The following is an 18,314-nucleotide window of genomic DNA, read 5'->3' on the forward strand; positions in this document are numbered from 1 at the left end:
ATTTAGCTCAATGTATATGAGTATAATCTAATTAGAACGAAATTCATACTAAGTTAAATGCTATGTGATCCCTGGAAGCTATAATAGAGATTTATCATCTTGTTTATGATAAATCTCTATTATAGCTTCCAGGGATTTTAAATTAATATTAATTAGTCTATTCACAATATTAATTATCCTTAAGGTCGGTGATTATTACATGTTTAACTTACTTCTCTAGGTAACTAACTTTCTCTCTTATCTTAATTATCCTACATCTTTATTACTCTATTATGTTTATATTCAGTAAATAAAAGTAACTATTGAGGAAATCGCATACATTATGTATGTGAAAAATAATTAATCACTATATAATACAAGTATTAAACTGAGTCAGGCTATTTCCCACTTATTATACTAAACTTTAATACTCAACAATAAGTAAACATCATGTTGTCATTCTTGAGCAAAAATTTATGTATTTTACATAAGCAAATAACTATGTTAAAAACAAATATTCTAAAAAGTGAATATTAAAGATATATAACCAAAGATCAAATACATTCATGGGAGTGGTATAGACAAATGGGATATCTCATCAGTTAGGTGAAACTAAAGCATCTAATTTGAACAGGAGATAACATACTCGAACTAATGGATAGTATTATCTTTGTACGAAAAGCCAGCAACTACGAAGTTTTTATCATCATGCCATACCCACAGTTCTTATCATCAAAATATGGTCAAAATATCCTATAATTAGGATTACTCGTTAATAAGAATATACATTTCATTGATTAGGGCAAAATATACCTAACTCTTAGAGAGGAAATCAACGATTAATTATGTCCAGGGTAAATTTTCAGAAAAACTAGTCATAGTTCCTTGTAAGTCTACTAATCCTACTTTAATGTCATAATCTAAAAATATTTGATATATAGATATAAAGACTAATCAAAGAGAACCTATCTGAAAAATATGGGATAACTGCTCGAGAAATTTTTCTTTCACCTAGGATAAAAGCTATTTGATATAGGATCAAGAGTGATACATGTTCTTGATTTTCAACTAAAATGGGGAGTAAATAGTATTGATATAATTATAAGTTTACTACATTCTTTCGGGACATAATACTGACAATAAATTATGCGTAAGTAAACTATAAATTCATGGCAATAAATATTTATTTCTGAGTAAATCTAATTTGGATGAAGCATAATTTCAGGAATGATAAAAGTGGGACCCCTAAAAATAAGGGGCTAAAAATATACTGGTGGTACATTTCCTACCTGTATAAGTATTCGCAAATTTTCATATCAGTATTATTATTTCAATATTTAAAGTCTGCTCATAATATAAGGATAGCAAAACTTCTGATCCAATAACAATTTGTATGGATAAAGTGATTTCATACAATTAATTATTTAGCCATTAAAATTATCACAATTATGTTGCGAGAGTGTAATAACTTGCTTGGTAAAGAACATTACAAACTTAAATTACGAAGGATTTGTATGCTATATAAGTATATTCCTGGCAGTATTTTATACATCTATAATATTTCCATAACTATGATGGAAATTCCCTAGCTAAAAATCCAAACTTAATGATTAACATATAATTAACTACCATATTCTTGAGCAGGAACTAAAAATCACAATCAAAATTATTTTAAAACCTTTGTTTATTCTACTTTTATCCTAAAAGATATTGAGCTCTTCCTACTTACTATTGTGGTATTTTGTACTTTCTTAGTCTAAAATCCCAAGGATAAGCAACCTAGTAAAAATAAGGAAAGAATCTACCCTACAACTGGTTTCTAATTAAAGAATAACTATATTTCCTGCTAATCATAATCTTTAGCATAACTGCAAAATGCTATTTATATTCTTAACTTCAGGATATTGATTCTCCAAAAATGATTCGGTCTACTAAATTTAAGTTGTATAATTTAATTCCACACTAAGAGTCACTACACAATTGGATCTAAAGTGCATATTACTAGAAAAATGGTCCTGCCGACAATAAAATGTACATTTCCATTTATATAGATTTGCTAAATAAGTTGATTAACATTAGACTCAGATAATATCACAACTCTCAATTCTAAAGGCAATTATAAAAATAATAGCTTACATTTTTATGATTTTTTATAAAAAATCACTTTATTGATCTACCATTACGCCAATAAAACACATGCAAAAATATCATTACCCATAGCATATGATATTAACTCATAACTTGAAGATAATAAGTTAAGTATCATTCTAATTCAATATTAAACAACTATTTTGCTATTATTAGTTCATGCTGGTATTTAATATGAAATTACCTGGCTATAAAACTAGTCTAGTTTGTTGTCATCAGGGCAAAATAATACTTTTTGTTTCTTGGCAATGCTCAATCTAGAAAATTCTTGTATTTGCTGGCAGAATAAAATATTATGTCCCTACACGAACTGAGGGTAAATAATATGCTATCTACTATGTGAGAAGATAAAAAGGTAAGAGCCTATTATCATTAAAGCTAGTAGGATAAGTAATATAAAGTAAAACTGTCTGTAATTCCCTGATTAACTTTGCTACTAATATTTGGCGGCAGAGTTGGTTTAATTGGCAAAGTTAACTTAACCTAATGTAGTCACAGCCACACCAAACAAGAAAAATATTTTATTTACCTTGGGAAATAAGGGTTATAAGTGCAATCAATTGACCGAAATTAGTAGGCTGTGACACCATGAATAGACTTAGTCATGAATGACTAATAACAGTTAATCCCGAAAGAATCAATGAATAAATAGACCACTCACTCTATGGTCTTTTAGGGATATTTTTGATGTCAGAAAACCGATAAGTATGATGTTTAGACATCAGTTTCATATGGAAAAAGTAAGGATATTGGGAGCGTAATGACTGAAACTGCAACCTCACCATTAACAGGAAAAGCACTGCTTGCTAGAGTTAAAGAACTTTCTAGCTTGCCACGTCGAGAAAGGGCAAAGCAGTGTGGCTATTTTACGGTTACTAAAAATAACCAAGTTCGTGTAAATTTAACAGATTTTTATGATGCTTTATTGTCTGCAAGAGGCGTCCCTCTAAGTCCAGAAACACCAAAAGATGGTAGGGGGCGCGAACCAACATATAGAGTAAGTGTTCACCAAAATGGTCAGATTGTCATAGGAGCAACTTATACCCATTCTATGGGATTAAAACCTGGGGATGAATTTGAAATCAAACTGGGATATAAGCATATTCATCTAATACAACTAGAGTCAAAAGACACAGAATCTGATAGGGATTCAGACAGAGACGAATAATTTTTGTCTTTTGCAATTATGATCCTGAGGAAAAAGCCTAAGAGCTTTTTCCTCGAAGGTAAAATATGGATTAAATCAATATACATAGGACAATCTGACAATTGAAAATGCAATAATCTATCTATCTATTAAGATAAATACTACAAATTAGAATAGAAGTTATAACCTATTCATTAAGATTGATTGAAGTGACTATACAAGGGTTATGAAACATCGGTATATATTGAGAATCTTATCTTAATAAGAACATCTTAAAATCTTAGATGAAAATAGAATGAAAAACAGAAAAGTGCAAGGCAATAGTTATTTTTCATAAAGGCTATGATAACAAGTGATTTTATCATAGCCTTTACGGTTTTATCAAAAAATACCTAGTCGAGGTTCATACTCAAATTACTAAGTCATGTTATAGATAATATGGGCCAATGAATTATAAATAATCCACTCCAGTAAATTAGGATTATTTGTGGAGGTAAGCATGGTTATAAAAAACTATGCCAAATTTAAGGTCAATATTAATCATAATATGGGATAAAAGCAAGTATAGTAAATCAGTAGAATATACTGAATAGCTACTGTGAAATAGAGCGAGAGAAGTCTATGGAGGTTAATACATATCTATAGATTTTTAATGAAGTCGCATTAGAGTGGATTTGCATAATTATGTAGTTGTATTGATGTTGTATTCAGAATATATCCTAAAAAATATCTATATGGATACCAGTCACTACAGTCAATAGTCTGAAATTATTTGATCGTAAACTTATTGGTACGAGGTGTGGAACTATTAATATTTTCGTATTGTTGACTAACTCAATTAGTAAGATATTTTCAGTAGAAAACTGACAGGTATTGGACTTAAGGTGATACCGTTATGATATTGGTGTTAGCCAAATTAATTCATGATAATTGTATAAGTACAGACTAAGTAACTGCAGATTGGTTGTTAAATATATTATATAATAGTCAAGTATAGAATACTACCACTATAGATATATCCCAATGAATAAACTATGGTATTAATTTTCTACAATGTAAATATTCTAAATAGATAATGGGAATCATCAAGAAAATCCTGATGTAGTTAATAATGGGTTTTCCTAATATTATTGATATAGTTAAGTTTTATGAGTGTAACTCTCAGATTTTAGACCTTAGTAATTCCATACACCAAATAATTGCTACCTAGTTTCAAACTTTATTATTTGCCGATATTTCCCTCTGATTTTTTTATACCTTGACTCTTTTCACCTAAAACCTGCTTCTTAATTTCATCTTTATATTTAGGAGGTGCTAGCTTGGCAGCATTCTTAAACAAATAATTTGCCTCATCAGCCATACCCTGAACTTTTAAAAGCATTGCTTTTGCTAGAATAGGACGGAAATCTTGTTTGTCATATTCAATGGCCATATCGTAGATAGTAATTGCTTGACTATATAATTCTTGCAGAGCATAAACATTACCCAGAAGTAACTGTATCGCAATTAAATCTGTATTTCTAGGCTCTATTTTATTGGCTTGGGTTTCTTTAGCAAGGGTTTCTTTAAGTAAGCTAATAGCTGCTTCTGGCTTTTTTTGGTCCAATAAAAGCATTACCATTCCTTGTAAAGCTTCAAGATTAGCTGGCTTAATCTCTAAGATAGAACGATAAGTTTGGACAGCACCTTCTTTGTCATTAGCTTGTTGCTTAGCTTGAGCTAGCAAAACCGCATATTTTATCTCCTCTGGATTTAGTTGAGTCAATTTATCTAAGGTTTCTATAATACCTTGTAAATTCTCATCACCCAGTTGTAATAGTCTTAATTGCCTTTCTAATAAACTACGCAAAGTGGATTGGTTATTAGGTTCTCTTTGCAAAACCAACTGCAAACCTTTTATATCCTTAGTTAACTTGGATCTCTCCTCTGATACAGAAGATTTTCTCTGTTCTGTGGCAGAAATAACAGGGAGATTTTTCTCATTAATTATGGTTTCGATTATGGGTAAAATAGAAACCCCAATAAAAGCAAAAATTGCTATAAATAAAATAATCTTAACTATCCAGCGATTACGCGCTTCAGTCACGGAAACTTCCTTAGAATTTATAGAACTTATATAGTTATCATGGTTTATGGCAATTGGTATGGATAAAAAAGTTGAAAAACTTTACGGAATACTGTTAATACTAAGTGAACTTTATAAAAAGGGCAGTCAAAATATGTAAAACAACTAAATTAGTTTGAGGAGGAACCATCTAAAATTTTAGCTATGCTATTTTCTCTAAACTGGGATAGGGACATTAGGTTACGTAATTTGTTGTCCACATATTTCAGGTATTCATCACCATATAGGTAGCTGGCATATGACAAATTGTAAGAAAAGTTAATTTAATATTTGTCATCCTAAAATTTTTCCAGCTATCGTCAGCACAATCCAATTATAGGGATACGTCTCCGCCGCAAGGAGTTTTTATGAATTCCGACCTGACACCTTCACATGATTCCTCGAATTCAAATACATCTCAAGAGATGACGACAAATCAATTAGTCTCTGAGAATAAAAATTCTCAAGTCGAGGAAATTTCTACACAGGACAATTCCTCAGTTGACTCTCATGACTTTACTAAAGACCAACACTTAGCAAATCGACAGCAACCAATTCCACCACCTAGTGAGCTCATGCAATACCGAGCAATTGGCTTAGTAAGGGGTCGCTATATCACAAGCAGTGAGCAATTCACTCAAGGTTCACTCCTAACTTCCGATGGTGTAATTTTGGATTCTGTTCTACTAGGAAGAATTATGAGTCTAGTAAAAAATCACCTAGACTTAGAAAAAGAGCACTTATGGGTTGTTTATCCTCGGACTCGCCAAAAAAATGATCAACTTCATTTGCAAATTGTAGGAGTTTGGGAACCAGAAAAGTTAGCTAAACAATCTGCTGACATAGAAAATCAATCAAGTAAGTTGACATCTGGAAACTTATCGGAAATCCCAACTGAATTTACTCCTTCATCAGAATTTACAGATGGTGGTTTTTCTGTTAGGGGTGAAATAGTTTATCAGTCAGATCAGTCTCAAAGTTTAGTAGTGAAAATTAGACAATCACCTCGAAAATCTACAGATAAGCCTAAATACTTTAAGCTTAAAGTCAAGGGTACATTAGATATCAAAGCTACAGAAAAGTTTTGGGACTTGCAATTACAAAGAGAGGGAGATGCATTGGTATTAGAAAATGCTGAAGTGATCACTGATTTGCCAAAGACAAAACGACCACCATTCAAACAGCGATTCAAGAGTGGAAAGAAACCCTTTAGAAAATATTCTAGTGGGGTTCATCAGCGTCCCTTTAAAAAGTCTGGTGATGTTTCGGAGACCTCTAAAACCCTCACAAAATCTTCTCTTCCCAAACCAGTAAAACGATCCAAACAAAACCCGCAATAGCGTAGTAGGGGGGTGTAGGCGCAAAGTGACTTCTTGCAGAATGCAAGTAAGGGATAGAAAGAGTTATGGATTTGTAAACGTTATACCTCTGCTGTGAGGTTATTACAAAAACCATTCATTAATTTCTTTTTCCCTAGTAGCACTTTGCCCAGCTGTACACCTAGCAACCATTTAAGAATTATTATCATTTCTCCCTAAAACTTTGTCCAACTGTCTTGTGGTAAAAAAGAACCTTCTTTAGTAATGGATGCAACTGCTGTTGTTAAAGTAAACTTACCAGCATCAATCCATTGCTTTAACTCTTGGGCAACTTGTCTTGAAAGATAAATACTAGCAAGGGGAGCCACACGCACTATTTTTCCATCTATCACAATTTTTCCCGACTTTAGTTGGGTATAACTAACTAAGCCAAAAGTGGGACGTACCCGTCGGGGAATAGACAAATCCACAACTGGTGCAACTAAATCTTTATCCTGAACAGCACACCTTACAACCACTTCCTCATTTAATACAGGTAAAGGTACACCTACACCTAGCATTAGAGAAGGACCATAATTTTTGAAATAACAACCCCTCACCCAACGCTTATTCATTTGCTTACCATTACCAATTAAAGCTAATGTTGCTGCAGGTCCAATAGGTGTGTGATTAGGTAAACGCTTCTGCAGGGGAAAATGCTGAGTCCCTTCCCAAGCTATATAACCAATACCCCCACCTAAAAAAATCCGTGTCCCAATACCTACAATTTGTAAATCTGGATCGTTTAGCAAGGGGGATATGGCTCCTGAGTTTGAGTAGACTGCATTACCTAACCGTGGCTGTAAAGGACCTAAATATGTAAATAATGGTTGATCACCACCATTTACACCTACAATAAAATTTTGATATATATTCCTCGGATTGAATAAATAAAATTGATTAATTGTGTCTCGGGTAATAGTAGTTTCAAAGTTAGCCCTCGGATAGCAATCGGTAACTTGACCTTGGGCATGAACACGAACCGATTTACCTGCAATTAAATCCTCTATAACATGACCACCTCCTCTTTCTTTCATTTCTTCCCCATCCGTGACTTCTGCTGCACAACTAGCTCCCAAGTACAAATCAACTGCTCCAAAACCTGAATATGCAGGTACCCCATCTAACCAACAACGGCGGATTTTTATAGGGGGGTCAGTGTGCCCCAAGTTAATCACCGCTCCGCTTGATTCCATGGGCTCAAAAGTTCCTGTAGTAATTACATCTACCTCTTTTGTAACTTTTGTAATCCCAACATCTGCAACTTTTGCCTTCACTTCTTCCGCAGTCATTACTACGGCATTATTGTGATTAATTTTGTCATTAATTTCTGCAATTGTTCGCATCATTATTTACTGCGATCATAATCATGATTTTAGTCTATAAATGGAAAAATAGGGGTGAGTTAAATCCCAAAAAATAAAAAATCACTTCGTATTTACATCAAAATACAAAGTGATTATTTGGTAGATTCCATGCCAGACCAAAAAGTCTATTAGAAGTAAGACTTTTCGTAAAATGAACCAAAATCCTACAATTCAATTATATTTGCAATTATTTTTTAAATTAAGCATCAGAAATATTATGCAACTACGAAATGATTTTAGGATGTAGTAACTTCTGTAGAACCATGAGTATAGGAGCTAGTCAAATTATTAAATGTTAATTGACCAATAGCTCTAATTAGCATATCTTCTAGTTCTTGTGCTATTTGCATATTCAGTTTAAATGCATAATTAGCTTCATCAACAATTTTTTCGGCAGTTACATTATCTATAGGGATGGAATTCAAAGCTTTACGATATTTACCTTTAAAGGCTTTCTTGTCAGGAATTTGCTCAAAGTTATAAAAGGATGTACCTTGGAATCCTTGTAATTTTAGGCCTGATTGTGCAATTGCTTGTAGCATTTGCCCTCCAGAAAGATCTCCCATATAACGTGTGTAAGTATGGCCAATTAATAATTCTGGTGAGCAATTGACTAGTTTTTGTAAACGCTGAAGATAAGTTTGGGTAACTGGAGATGGTTTGATTTGCTCTTGCCATTGTTCACCATAATAAAACTCCATATCTTTTACTAAAGCATCTTGGCGATTCAATTCAGGGAAGTAAACACCCCTAATAGCAGGATGATGTTTGTGACTCTCTATACCTATTTCCAAAGCAGTATAGATGAAATAAAAATTGCTTAAAAACTTTGCAAAGCACTCCTTATCTACAACTCCTTTGACAAAACATTTCATAAATCCCACATTTTCAGCTGCTGTATGGGATTTCTTTGTACCATTATAAAGTTTCTCGGCAAGGTTAACAATCATGTTTTGTTCCTTAATATTCTCAATTCTATTTTGCAGCCAGCAACTCTGAGCTTTTACCAATCGAATATCAGAGTATTGAAATTCCCTACGACAAGAAAGCCGACACGACAATGAAACAACTATTTCCCCTGAATAATGTCGATTTACACCCTAATAATTAATCTAACTGTTTATTATTGAATAACTATGTAGTAATTCATGTTTATTAATATCTACATGCTAGTGACTAATCTAGAGAAATTAGGTAATAAGAAAATTAGCAGCTTTTATTTGAATATATTTAACTTCACTACCTTTCTCTTATTCTTTTTTCTAATGATACTTTTACACAATGGTTAGGGGTTTTGATTGATAGTATTGACTCAAGACTCAGTCTGGAATATATGAATCCGTTGATAGTAGAAAGGAATTAGTGATTTTTATTACATTGCATACTTGTTTTAATACTGGCACATCCACACTAGACTACAGCCTCTAGGAAATTTAGAATTACTCAATATTTGCTAAAATTTATATTTCTAAATTTAACAGCATAAAGACAGACAGCCTTTACTATAAATTGCTTTTAGCAGTTGAATTTTAACTCTTTGCTGCCTGCGAACTTAGTGAGAGTATTGCTAGATATATAATCGCTATCTGGAATTCTTTGACTTCGTGTTGCATGAACTCACTGAAAATGTACATTAGTTACATAAGCTTTACAGCTCATTGCTAGTTGAACGGAAAGGTCAAATAATCAAAGATAATAGTCATAATATGCAGCTGTACTTGCAAGTTATCCTAGCATCCATGAAGATAAACCATAAAATTTGCCGAATTAACCATAGTTAACTCGTGGAACTCTCTAACCAGAGACACTTTTATCTTTTATATAGACCATCCCTTATTTCATAAGTTAATCAGATTTCTATTCGTAGCATTAGAATATGATAGGATTATAAAAACTTTGTGTAAAATCAAGGCTGTTATTCCATGCAAATATAGTTTACTTGCTATTGAATACTATTAATCTCTATTATATACTTTAAGAAAAATTAATCAATAATTATTCCAATAGTTCAGGATTTATTTAAGCTAATATTAAGTAGGTAATCAATTTTTAAAAAGGTTTTTTATCTCTGGGTATACTAAACTTTTTAAGTGAGGTATAATTGTTTTTTATATATAAATCTGACTTGTCTATCTTAGCTTATATAAGTCAGATTTTTCTGTTTTTATTGCTGCAATATTTATTTTTGTATCTCATAGTCTGAAATTACAACTTATGGATAATTTCTCATTATAATTTAACTATTTTCTTTTATATTTATGATATTTAGTCAAATTTGCAAATGCGACTATTTTCTTTAGCTCAGACTACCAAATACTATTTAATTAAATATCTTTACTCAGGTAGGACTATTTCTTGTGAAGCTCATTATTATTTACCTATCATATCGTAAAATTACTCTTATTAAGAGAATAATTTAAAACTCCTCAACTTAAGTAAAATAATATATTTATACAAATTTTAATAAGTAAGTAATATCATAATTAATTTTAACATAGTAAATATAATACTCTCTTATAAGTAAGAGGTAAATATTAAGTAAATTACTTTTACCATATCATCCTAAAAATATAATTTCGAAAACTAGTTTTGCTTAAGATAATTGTTACTAGCCATACTAAATATTTGGTTGTATAGAGAACTTTTCTAATTATTCTGTGCTTTTTTTTTGCACATTTTCATAAACTTATTTAACTGCAGCCTTATAAATTTCAATAATTTATAGATACTTGAATATTTAAAGCTAGAAATAATAATTCTGCTTAAAGCTAGCTTTTCTATTACTAGAATAATATTCATATAATTGAGGTATAATATACTTACATGATATGAAGATATACAATAAATTATATTTCTTATTTACGAATAAAACTACCGAATTTAGATTTCAAATTGGAGATTCTCTTAGCTTTTTAGTAGGAAGGTAATAATTGAATTTTTCTAGGCATTAAAATAATCAAAAGTATATGCAAAAATACTAACTATGACCATTTTCGTTTCATTATCATGCTTAATGAATTCTGATGTGATATTTAGCTTATTTTCTGTACTTTTTTTTAACGCAAAGTCTATTATAAAGTTATTTTCAGTGTATGTATTTGGCAATCTAATTGAGAGTATAATAAATCAAATGGAGAGCCTAATGTATCAAATTTTTAGGTTCTATATAATTTTGTTTTTGTGTTACATCATTAATGTTTACATACTTGTTTAAAAAGAATTCATAGTTAAATAAAAAACCTAATTATTATTTATCAAGCAATATTAATAAAGATTCTGAATGGATCACTAAAATCTTCTTTATTCAATAAGCTTATTATTTATAAACTGGCGGTTTTAGTGTAATATTTGTCTAGTTCTCGGTATTATTTCCAGTGAACCTTCTAATTCCTATTTTCCACTAGAAATCTATATTACATGAGAATTTTATTATTCATCAATTATCCTACTCTAGGAAGATCTTCATATAATCAATTAGCGTCATATTTCCAACTTACTTAAATACAAATTTTCATAATTAATAGGTCATAAATAAAGTCGTGGTAGGTACAATTTGTAAAATCTAGAAGTTTTCTACATTGTATATTGACTCGAATGAAATTGAATATTAGTATTTTATATTAAAGAATTTTATAAATTAATGTAAGAACAATTTTATTCAGATAATTTCACAAATGTGTTGTTTGGCATTGAGAGTATCTCCTAAATGCTCCCAAATATTGTCAAATAAACATTAAATGAATATTTGTAAGGCTATACTTGCAGCTCAAGTGAGAAAATGCTATCGGGAGGTTTAGAAGTGCTGTTTACTTCCCAATCAATACTTTTAAGAAATTTTTCGGCTGAATTTGTCTCTACAATATCTACTCCCCATTCTCCAAGTTTTAGTGAAGTTGAAGAAATACTAATCACAGGTGTAGTTTTGATTCCCCCCAATGCTAATATATCAAGCCGGTTAGAATGATTAACCTTTTGAACTTTACGCCTAGCAGCTAAAGCTTGAAGACAAAGAATACCCAATGAGATTGGTGACCGCTGATGTTTATCAAATAAGATTTCAAGAATCCAGTGATGATTGTTGACCTTACTACAGTTTATATCAGTATAAGTACTAAGTTCATCTATTAAATAAAGTGCAAAATCTTCCCGACTAAGCTTAGGAACTAAGTTATCCTGAACATCAAAGTTGTGGGACAACAACATACGCTCTTTTTGGTATTTATCCATTACTTTGTTTATTATCCTTGCAAATTACTTAAATTACCAGATACCATTTAAGGCTTGGGTTACCTTAAATTCATGAAAGTCTTCAAGCCTATCTTATTATTGCTTTGCACAACTGTTGAGTAAAATATACCAAATTTCGATGGTTAAATTTAACTCGAGTTGGAAGCAGGTATGGGAATAGCTTAAAAGATTTATCTCATTTATTATGATGATCTAACTTATGACCTACAGAATATGAGAATTTGCATTTTCAATCAAAACACTACCACCTTCTTATAATAGAAATTATACAAGGTTTTGGGATGTTCTACCTTGGTTAAGGTCCCTTGCATAAGCTCCTACTTTTGAAGAGGAAATAATGTAAACTGAGAATGAGAAGTAAATATGCTGATCAAGTTGTACATGAAATGATTACAGAAAATTGAGGTTAATATATTTGTAGTCACTACAAGCTAAGACATATTCTTTGAGATACCAGTAATCATCAATATAACTTTCTCCTTATAAACCTTTTGTTTGCCTAAATTCACTAACCACATCCCTTACCTTTCTAAATTCTCCCTCTACTAAATAATTTAGCTGTCGTATTTCGTCTGCAGAAATCTTACCTGCCATCTGGGATACAACTTCTTGCAATTGGGGGTATTTATTTAGAGTTTCTTTTCGGAAAATAGGAGCCGCTTCATAAGGTGGAAAATAGTTTTTATCATCTTGGAGAACAACTAAATCCAATCGAGCAATTTGCCCATCAGTTGAATTAGTAACAATCACATCTACTTGCTTTTGGACTAATGCCCTGTATAGTAGTCCTAAATCCATAATTTGTGGTGCTTCTTGAAAATCCAAACCATAAGTCTTAGATAAGCCAGAAAAACCATCTTGCCTTTCCATGAATTCATATCCAAAACCGCTGCGCCATTTAGATGTATAACTTGCCAGGTCAGATATGGTACTAATTTTATAATTTTCAGCATCTTCCTTGCGGATAATTACGGCAAAGGTATTTTCAAATCCTAAAGGTTCCATTACTTCCAATTGAAAGTCTTCGCTATAGACTTTTTTCAGACTTTGGTAAACCTCCCGGGCATCAGAGATTACTTCCTTCTGAAGGATGGCATTATAAGCCGTGCCAGTGTATTCGATGTAGGAATCTATTTTCCCAGCCAACAGGGCTTGGTGGCAAACAAAAGAGCCACCTAATTGAGGCCTTCGATCTACTGTTAATCCGGTTTCTGCTTCTATTCTTTGTGCTAACAATTCCCCTAAAATATCTTGCTCAGTAAAATTTTTCGATGCAATAGTAATGTTACTATTGCCATTCGAAGAATCGTTAGAAAAATTACTATTGCATCCAACTAGAGCAATAATTACAGTTAGAAATAATATAAAAGATATGACTTTTTGTTTCATTTGCTATTAGCTATTAATTGTCATATTGGTTTATTTGATAAGTAGAATAAGCCTAAAATATTGACTTGATGGCTTTGACTAAATCAATGTTTAGCTTTTGTTGTTCTACCCTTAGTTAGATGATTTTCTAAACTGCCAATAGCAAGATCAACCAGTAAGGCCATTGCAGCTGCGGGTAATGCTCCTGCTAAAATTAATTGGTCATTTACTACAGAAATTCCTCTAAAAATAAAAATTCCCAAACCACCGGCTCCAATTGCTGCTGCGATTGTAGCAATACCAATAGAGATAACTGCAGCAACTCTCACTCCAGCAAGAATTACTCCCATCGCTAAGGGAATCTCCACCTGAAATAAAAGCTCTGTATCAGTCATTCCCATACCTATACCTGCTTCACGAATAGAGGGACTGACACCAATAATCCCCGTATATGTATTCCGAATAATAGGCAATAACGAGTACAAAGTTAAAGCTACTATCGCAGGAACTGCACCAATTCCACCAATGATCGGAATGGGTATTAACAGGCCAAACATAGCTAAACTAGGTATTGTCTGCATGATATTAGCAAAGCCCAAAACAGGCTTACGCAGATTTGGATAACGGGTGATTATAATTCCCAAGGGAAGACCAACCAGAATAGCAATTACAATGGAAATCATAACTAAAAATATATGTTCTCTAGTCCTTTCCAATATTTCTGGTCCGTATTTAATAAGAAAAAATCCGTTCATGCTACTGCTTTAACACACTCCATAAATGCTTGAGCTTCTGGGTGGGAAGATTGAAGAAATTCATCAGGAGCACCCAAGAATACCATTTCTCCCTTATACATTAATCCAATACGTGAAGCTAAAATAAAGGCTTCTTGTATATCATGAGTTACAAAAACGACTGTTTTCCCCAAATCTTGTTGTAAGTGCTTAAATTCCTTTTGTAGTTCTAGACGGGTAATAGGATCTAGAGCACCGAAGGGTTCATCCATTAATAAAACTGGTGGATCAGCAGCTAATGCTCTAGCCACTCCTACTCTCTGTCTTTGTCCCCCAGATAATTCATGGGGGTGTCGTCCTGCAAATTCTTCTGCTGGAAGGCCAACAAGATTTAATAATTCGCAAACCCTTGTTTTTATTTGTTTCGGCTTCCAACCTTCCAGGGAGGGAACCAATCCTACATTTTTTTCCACTGTAAAATGGGGAAACAATCCAGTCTCTTGGATTACATAACCAATTTTTCGCCTCAGTTTGATATCATCCCATTGCTGAGTGGATTTCCCATCAAATAAAACCTTTCCTTCTGTAGGGGTAAATAAATTATTAATTAATTTCATGGTAGTAGTTTTACCACTACCACTACGGCCCAGTAAAATTAGCGCTTCTCCTGTATAAATAGAAAAGTTCAAATTCGATACTAAGGAGCGGTTGTTTTTACTTAGGGTAACATCTCGGAACTCTATTGCTATAGGATTATTATCCAGCATTTTTATTTCTTAGCAAGCACTGAAACGAACTTCAAAATTAGAATATATGAGGATAGTAAGTATTTTAATGTCCTCATAATTAATAATGGTACAACCTAAGAAGCTATTTATGAAGACAACCTTTATTATTTAGAGATTTATGTTCTTTAATTATTTAGAGATTTATGTTTAAAAGCATACCTGCTTCATAGTTATATGTATGTAATAAACCAAAATATTTAAAAGCCTTCAAAATTTAGGCCCGCTCTGAGTTAACAGAATTTCTGTTTAAACCACAAAAAGTATGGACACTATTTAAATTCAGATGATAATTAAGTAATTACTAGTAATACATTAAGAAACATTACAAATGTATCACAAGCCTCACAAAAACCAAAGTGTATGCAGCAAGTTTTACTTTTCCTCTTGGTTTTTACATTTGTCGGCCTTACTAAATATTATAACAGTCTAAGGCTGAAGCACTAAAAACTAATATATTTCCCATCTTTTCTACTTTGATAATCAAATTTGGTTTTAGCTGCAGGTTATAGAATTAATTATTTCTAACTTTAAAATTTTATACCAAGTATTCTAGTTTACTTTCTTAGTTATATTTAATTTTTTAAAAATATTTTTAGTTGCAATCAATGATGAATTCTTAATATTGGGTGATCCAAGTCGTTTTGATATTTGAATAAGCCAAAGGCTTATATAACTTAATAATTTGGGCTATACAGTTGATTTTTTATAAGTTTGTGAAATATCTGCAATTATCAAGAGGTCGTAAATTATTTCTTAATAAGTTAGATCGTTATAATTTAATAACCTATTTTGTGCATCTTTTAGTATTTCTTAATAGAAGATAGAGGTATCACTATATATTCTCTATTTTTTGTATTAATGCATATATGTTATTGAATAACATATATGCATTAATACAAAAAATCTTTATTCTTATAATTGATCAGGAATATATAAAAACTATGAAAGCAATATGGAAAATGGCTTATGAGAAGACTCTTATAGAGATTAACCAAGATGATGCCTGCCAGCATTTATTGTCAAACAGTAATATACTACTACTTATTAAAAGTCCAAAAGTAACAGTAAAAATGAATTGAGTATTGTAAATTTGATGGTTAGTAAATAGATGTATATCATTGATAAATCTATCATTTGCACGGAGGTAATTTTAAAAACAAAAGCAGATTTTTACTTTATTTTATTGTCATAAATGATTAAATTACTATTAGAGGTATCAATGGATATTCATGAAATCAGTGATTATAAAAGTGAATATAAAGTAATTAGTGATCGCCCATATTTACATGGTGATTTATTTGTAGGAAACGATATTAGATTTGAAGATGATAATATAATCAAATCTGCCGATGATAAATTAATATGTAATGCTGTTAATAGGGGCCGAGTTGCTATTTTTATTGATGGCTCTAATCTCTTTTATGCTGCTTTACAACTAAACATTGAAATTGATTATACAAAGTTGCTTGTATATCTAACTAAAGGTTCTCAATTATTACGTGCCTTTTTTTATACTGGAGTAGATCGTAGTAATGATAAACAACAGGGCTTCTTACTCTGGATGCGCCGTAATGGTTACCGTGTTGTTACTAAAGATTTAGTCCAGCTTCCTGACGGTTCTAAAAAAGCAAATTTGGATGTAGAAATAGCTGTAGATATGATGAATTTAGCTCCACACTATGATACTGCTGTTTTAGTAAGTGGAGATGGAGATTTAGCTTATGCTGTTAATGCAGTTTCTTATCAGGGAGTAAGAGTAGAAGTAGTTAGCTTACGTTCAATGACTAGTGAAAGTTTAATTAACGTTGCCGATTGTTTTGTCGATTTAGATAGTATTAAACAAGAAATTCAAAAAACTTCTCATTCTGGTTTTAATTATCGATAAATTTCCACCGTTAATTTTGTCTATCAGTTTCTAATTATATAGAAACAAGACTTCATAGGTTGGTGTGTTTATTCGTAAATTGGGATCATCAATATATGACCTAACTAATCATATATACGAATTTTGAAGACTAGCTACAGATGTTACATTGTATCTAGTAACATCTGAATATGCTTGAATCATTACAAAAAATTATCAATAAGTAATACAAGTATTTATATGGCGAGATATTAGTAAGAGTAAAATCATCTATAGAACATAATAATTATGAAATTTTTATACCCACGACTCGATAGGAAAACCTTGACATGGTTGATGTTAGAGTAGAGCATATAAAAATATACAAGAGAAAATAATAAATCTCTTAATAAGGAAGAGTAATAGAATAATAAGAGGAATTAAACTTAACTTAAGTCAGTGTCTGTATTCCAGAATACCATGTAAATTAACCTTGGGGCAATTACTGGTAAAAGCTAGAAGAACTAAAAGGGAGAAACATTAAAATTAAAATCAGGAAGATAAAAATATATTTGGGAAAACATAGAGTGGTTTTGATGGAGTAGGAGTATTTCTATATTTCAAGACTGCAGATGTGTAAATACTATAATAAATGTAACTAAATTATCAACTAATTCATACAGGTTAAAATACAGTAATTAGAACAGTTAGAATAAGGACTTATAGAATAAGAAAACCCCCAAAAATATATCCAATGTTTGATATAATTCAAACCGTATAATAGTGATATTTATCATTACCATTATGAAAGATAGTAATCAAAATTTAAGTCGCCTTAGAATAAAAAAATACATGTCTTAATATTATACAAGTGAAAGGCTTGATGTAAAAAATGATTTAAGGAAGCAAATATTTATATTAATTACATAACTTGATATTGATAAGGTTATAAGGAAAAATATCTATTTTCTTTTATTATAGTAGGTGAAATTTAATAATTGTATATTTTTAGATAATTCAGAGACACAAATTTATGGATACTAGAGCTAAACAAATTTTAGCTCTAGTATCCATAAAAAATAAAAGCTAGTTGTGATTAATATTGAATAGATAAACCTCAAGATAATGTAAGTCTACTAATGTCTATTAATGATTGAACACCATCAATAAATTTACGTAATTGGTTATTTGGGGAAGGTAAGCTATAAAAATGATAGTTAATTTTCTGTG

10 protein-coding genes are annotated in these 18,314 nt (G+C 31.3%); 3 read left to right on the forward strand and 7 right to left on the reverse strand.

The window, feature by feature from the left end; genetic code table 11:
* Positions 1 to 2,887 precede the first annotated feature (2,887 nt).
* Positions 2,888 to 3,295: an AbrB family transcriptional regulator gene (locus RINTHH_RS06540; RefSeq protein ID WP_008227506.1), complete on the forward strand. Its 408-nt coding sequence runs from the start codon at positions 2,888 to 2,890 to the stop codon at positions 3,293 to 3,295.
* 1,201 nt (positions 3,296 to 4,496) lie between these two features.
* Here RINTHH_RS06540 and RINTHH_RS06545 read toward each other — a convergent pair.
* On the reverse strand, positions 4,497 to 5,360 hold the full coding sequence (locus RINTHH_RS06545) for a tetratricopeptide repeat protein (RefSeq protein ID WP_008234463.1): 864 nt from the start codon (positions 5,358 to 5,360) through the stop codon (positions 4,497 to 4,499).
* Between the two features lie 386 nt (positions 5,361 to 5,746).
* On the opposite strand from RINTHH_RS06545, the gene RINTHH_RS06550 reads away from it, so the two are divergent.
* Entirely contained in the window at positions 5,747 to 6,718 is a 972-nt protein-coding gene (locus tag RINTHH_RS06550) for a hypothetical protein (RefSeq protein ID WP_008234464.1), read from the forward strand.
* A gap of 194 nt (positions 6,719 to 6,912) precedes the next feature.
* Here RINTHH_RS06550 and RINTHH_RS06555 read toward each other — a convergent pair whose 3' ends face one another.
* The 6 genes from RINTHH_RS06555 to RINTHH_RS06580 all read right to left on the reverse strand — a co-directional run bounded on the left by RINTHH_RS06555 (position 6,913) and on the right by RINTHH_RS06580 (position 15,220).
* A complete protein-coding gene (locus RINTHH_RS06555) occupies positions 6,913 to 8,082 on the reverse strand; it encodes a homocysteine biosynthesis protein (RefSeq protein ID WP_044304800.1) in 1,170 nt (389 codons plus the stop codon).
* 257 nt (positions 8,083 to 8,339) lie between these two features.
* Complete coding sequence (locus RINTHH_RS06560) at positions 8,340 to 9,053, reverse strand: biliverdin-producing heme oxygenase (RefSeq protein ID WP_044304806.1); 714 nt, start codon at positions 9,051 to 9,053, stop codon at positions 8,340 to 8,342.
* Positions 9,054 to 11,856: 2,803 nt separating this feature from the next.
* The gene (locus RINTHH_RS06565) at positions 11,857 to 12,330 is read right to left on the reverse strand and encodes a DUF2656 family protein (protein WP_008234467.1); all 474 of its coding nucleotides are present in this window, start codon (positions 12,328 to 12,330) and stop codon (positions 11,857 to 11,859) included.
* A 501-nt stretch (positions 12,331 to 12,831) separates the two neighbouring features.
* Positions 12,832 to 13,740, reverse strand: coding sequence for a glycine betaine ABC transporter substrate-binding protein (locus RINTHH_RS06570; protein ID WP_008234468.1), 909 nt, complete (start codon positions 13,738 to 13,740; stop codon positions 12,832 to 12,834).
* 83 nt (positions 13,741 to 13,823) lie between these two features.
* Complete coding sequence (locus RINTHH_RS06575; RefSeq protein ID WP_008234469.1) at positions 13,824 to 14,474, reverse strand: ABC transporter permease; 651 nt, start codon at positions 14,472 to 14,474, stop codon at positions 13,824 to 13,826.
* Positions 14,471 to 15,220, reverse strand: a complete 750-nt coding sequence (locus tag RINTHH_RS06580; RefSeq protein ID WP_008234472.1) for an ATP-binding cassette domain-containing protein — start codon at positions 15,218 to 15,220, stop codon at positions 14,471 to 14,473. The genes RINTHH_RS06575 and RINTHH_RS06580 overlap by 4 nt, the downstream gene beginning before the upstream one ends.
* Before the next feature lie 1,240 nt (positions 15,221 to 16,460).
* Between RINTHH_RS06580 and RINTHH_RS06590 the strand changes: the two genes are divergently transcribed.
* On the forward strand, positions 16,461 to 17,126 hold the full coding sequence (locus RINTHH_RS06590) for a LabA-like NYN domain-containing protein (RefSeq protein ID WP_008234475.1): 666 nt from the start codon (positions 16,461 to 16,463) through the stop codon (positions 17,124 to 17,126).
* Positions 17,127 to 18,314: the final 1,188 nt, after the last annotated feature.

The sequence above is a fragment of the Richelia intracellularis HH01 genome (assembly GCF_000350105.1).
In the GTDB taxonomy this organism is placed as follows: Bacteria; Cyanobacteriota; Cyanobacteriia; order Cyanobacteriales; family Nostocaceae; genus Richelia; species Richelia intracellularis.

Bases quoted from the DNA above. Each gene is read 5' to 3' on its own strand.
- RINTHH_RS06590 (WP_008234475.1), top strand. From the start codon at position 16,461: ATGGATATTCATGAAATCAGTGATTATAAAAGTGAATATAAAGTAATT.
- RINTHH_RS06565 (WP_008234467.1), bottom strand. From the start codon at position 12,330: ATGGATAAATACCAAAAAGAGCGTATGTTGTTGTCCCACAACTTTGAT.
- RINTHH_RS06580 (WP_008234472.1), bottom strand. From the start codon at position 15,220: ATGCTGGATAATAATCCTATAGCAATAGAGTTCCGAGATGTTACCCTA.
- RINTHH_RS06575 (WP_008234469.1), bottom strand. From the start codon at position 14,474: ATGAACGGATTTTTTCTTATTAAATACGGACCAGAAATATTGGAAAGG.
- RINTHH_RS06555 (WP_044304800.1), bottom strand. From the start codon at position 8,082: ATGCGAACAATTGCAGAAATTAATGACAAAATTAATCACAATAATGCC.
- RINTHH_RS06570 (WP_008234468.1), bottom strand. From the start codon at position 13,740: ATGAAACAAAAAGTCATATCTTTTATATTATTTCTAACTGTAATTATT.
- RINTHH_RS06540 (WP_008227506.1), top strand. From the start codon at position 2,888: ATGACTGAAACTGCAACCTCACCATTAACAGGAAAAGCACTGCTTGCT.
- RINTHH_RS06560 (WP_044304806.1), bottom strand. From the start codon at position 9,053: ATGATTGTTAACCTTGCCGAGAAACTTTATAATGGTACAAAGAAATCC.
- RINTHH_RS06550 (WP_008234464.1), top strand. From the start codon at position 5,747: ATGAATTCCGACCTGACACCTTCACATGATTCCTCGAATTCAAATACA.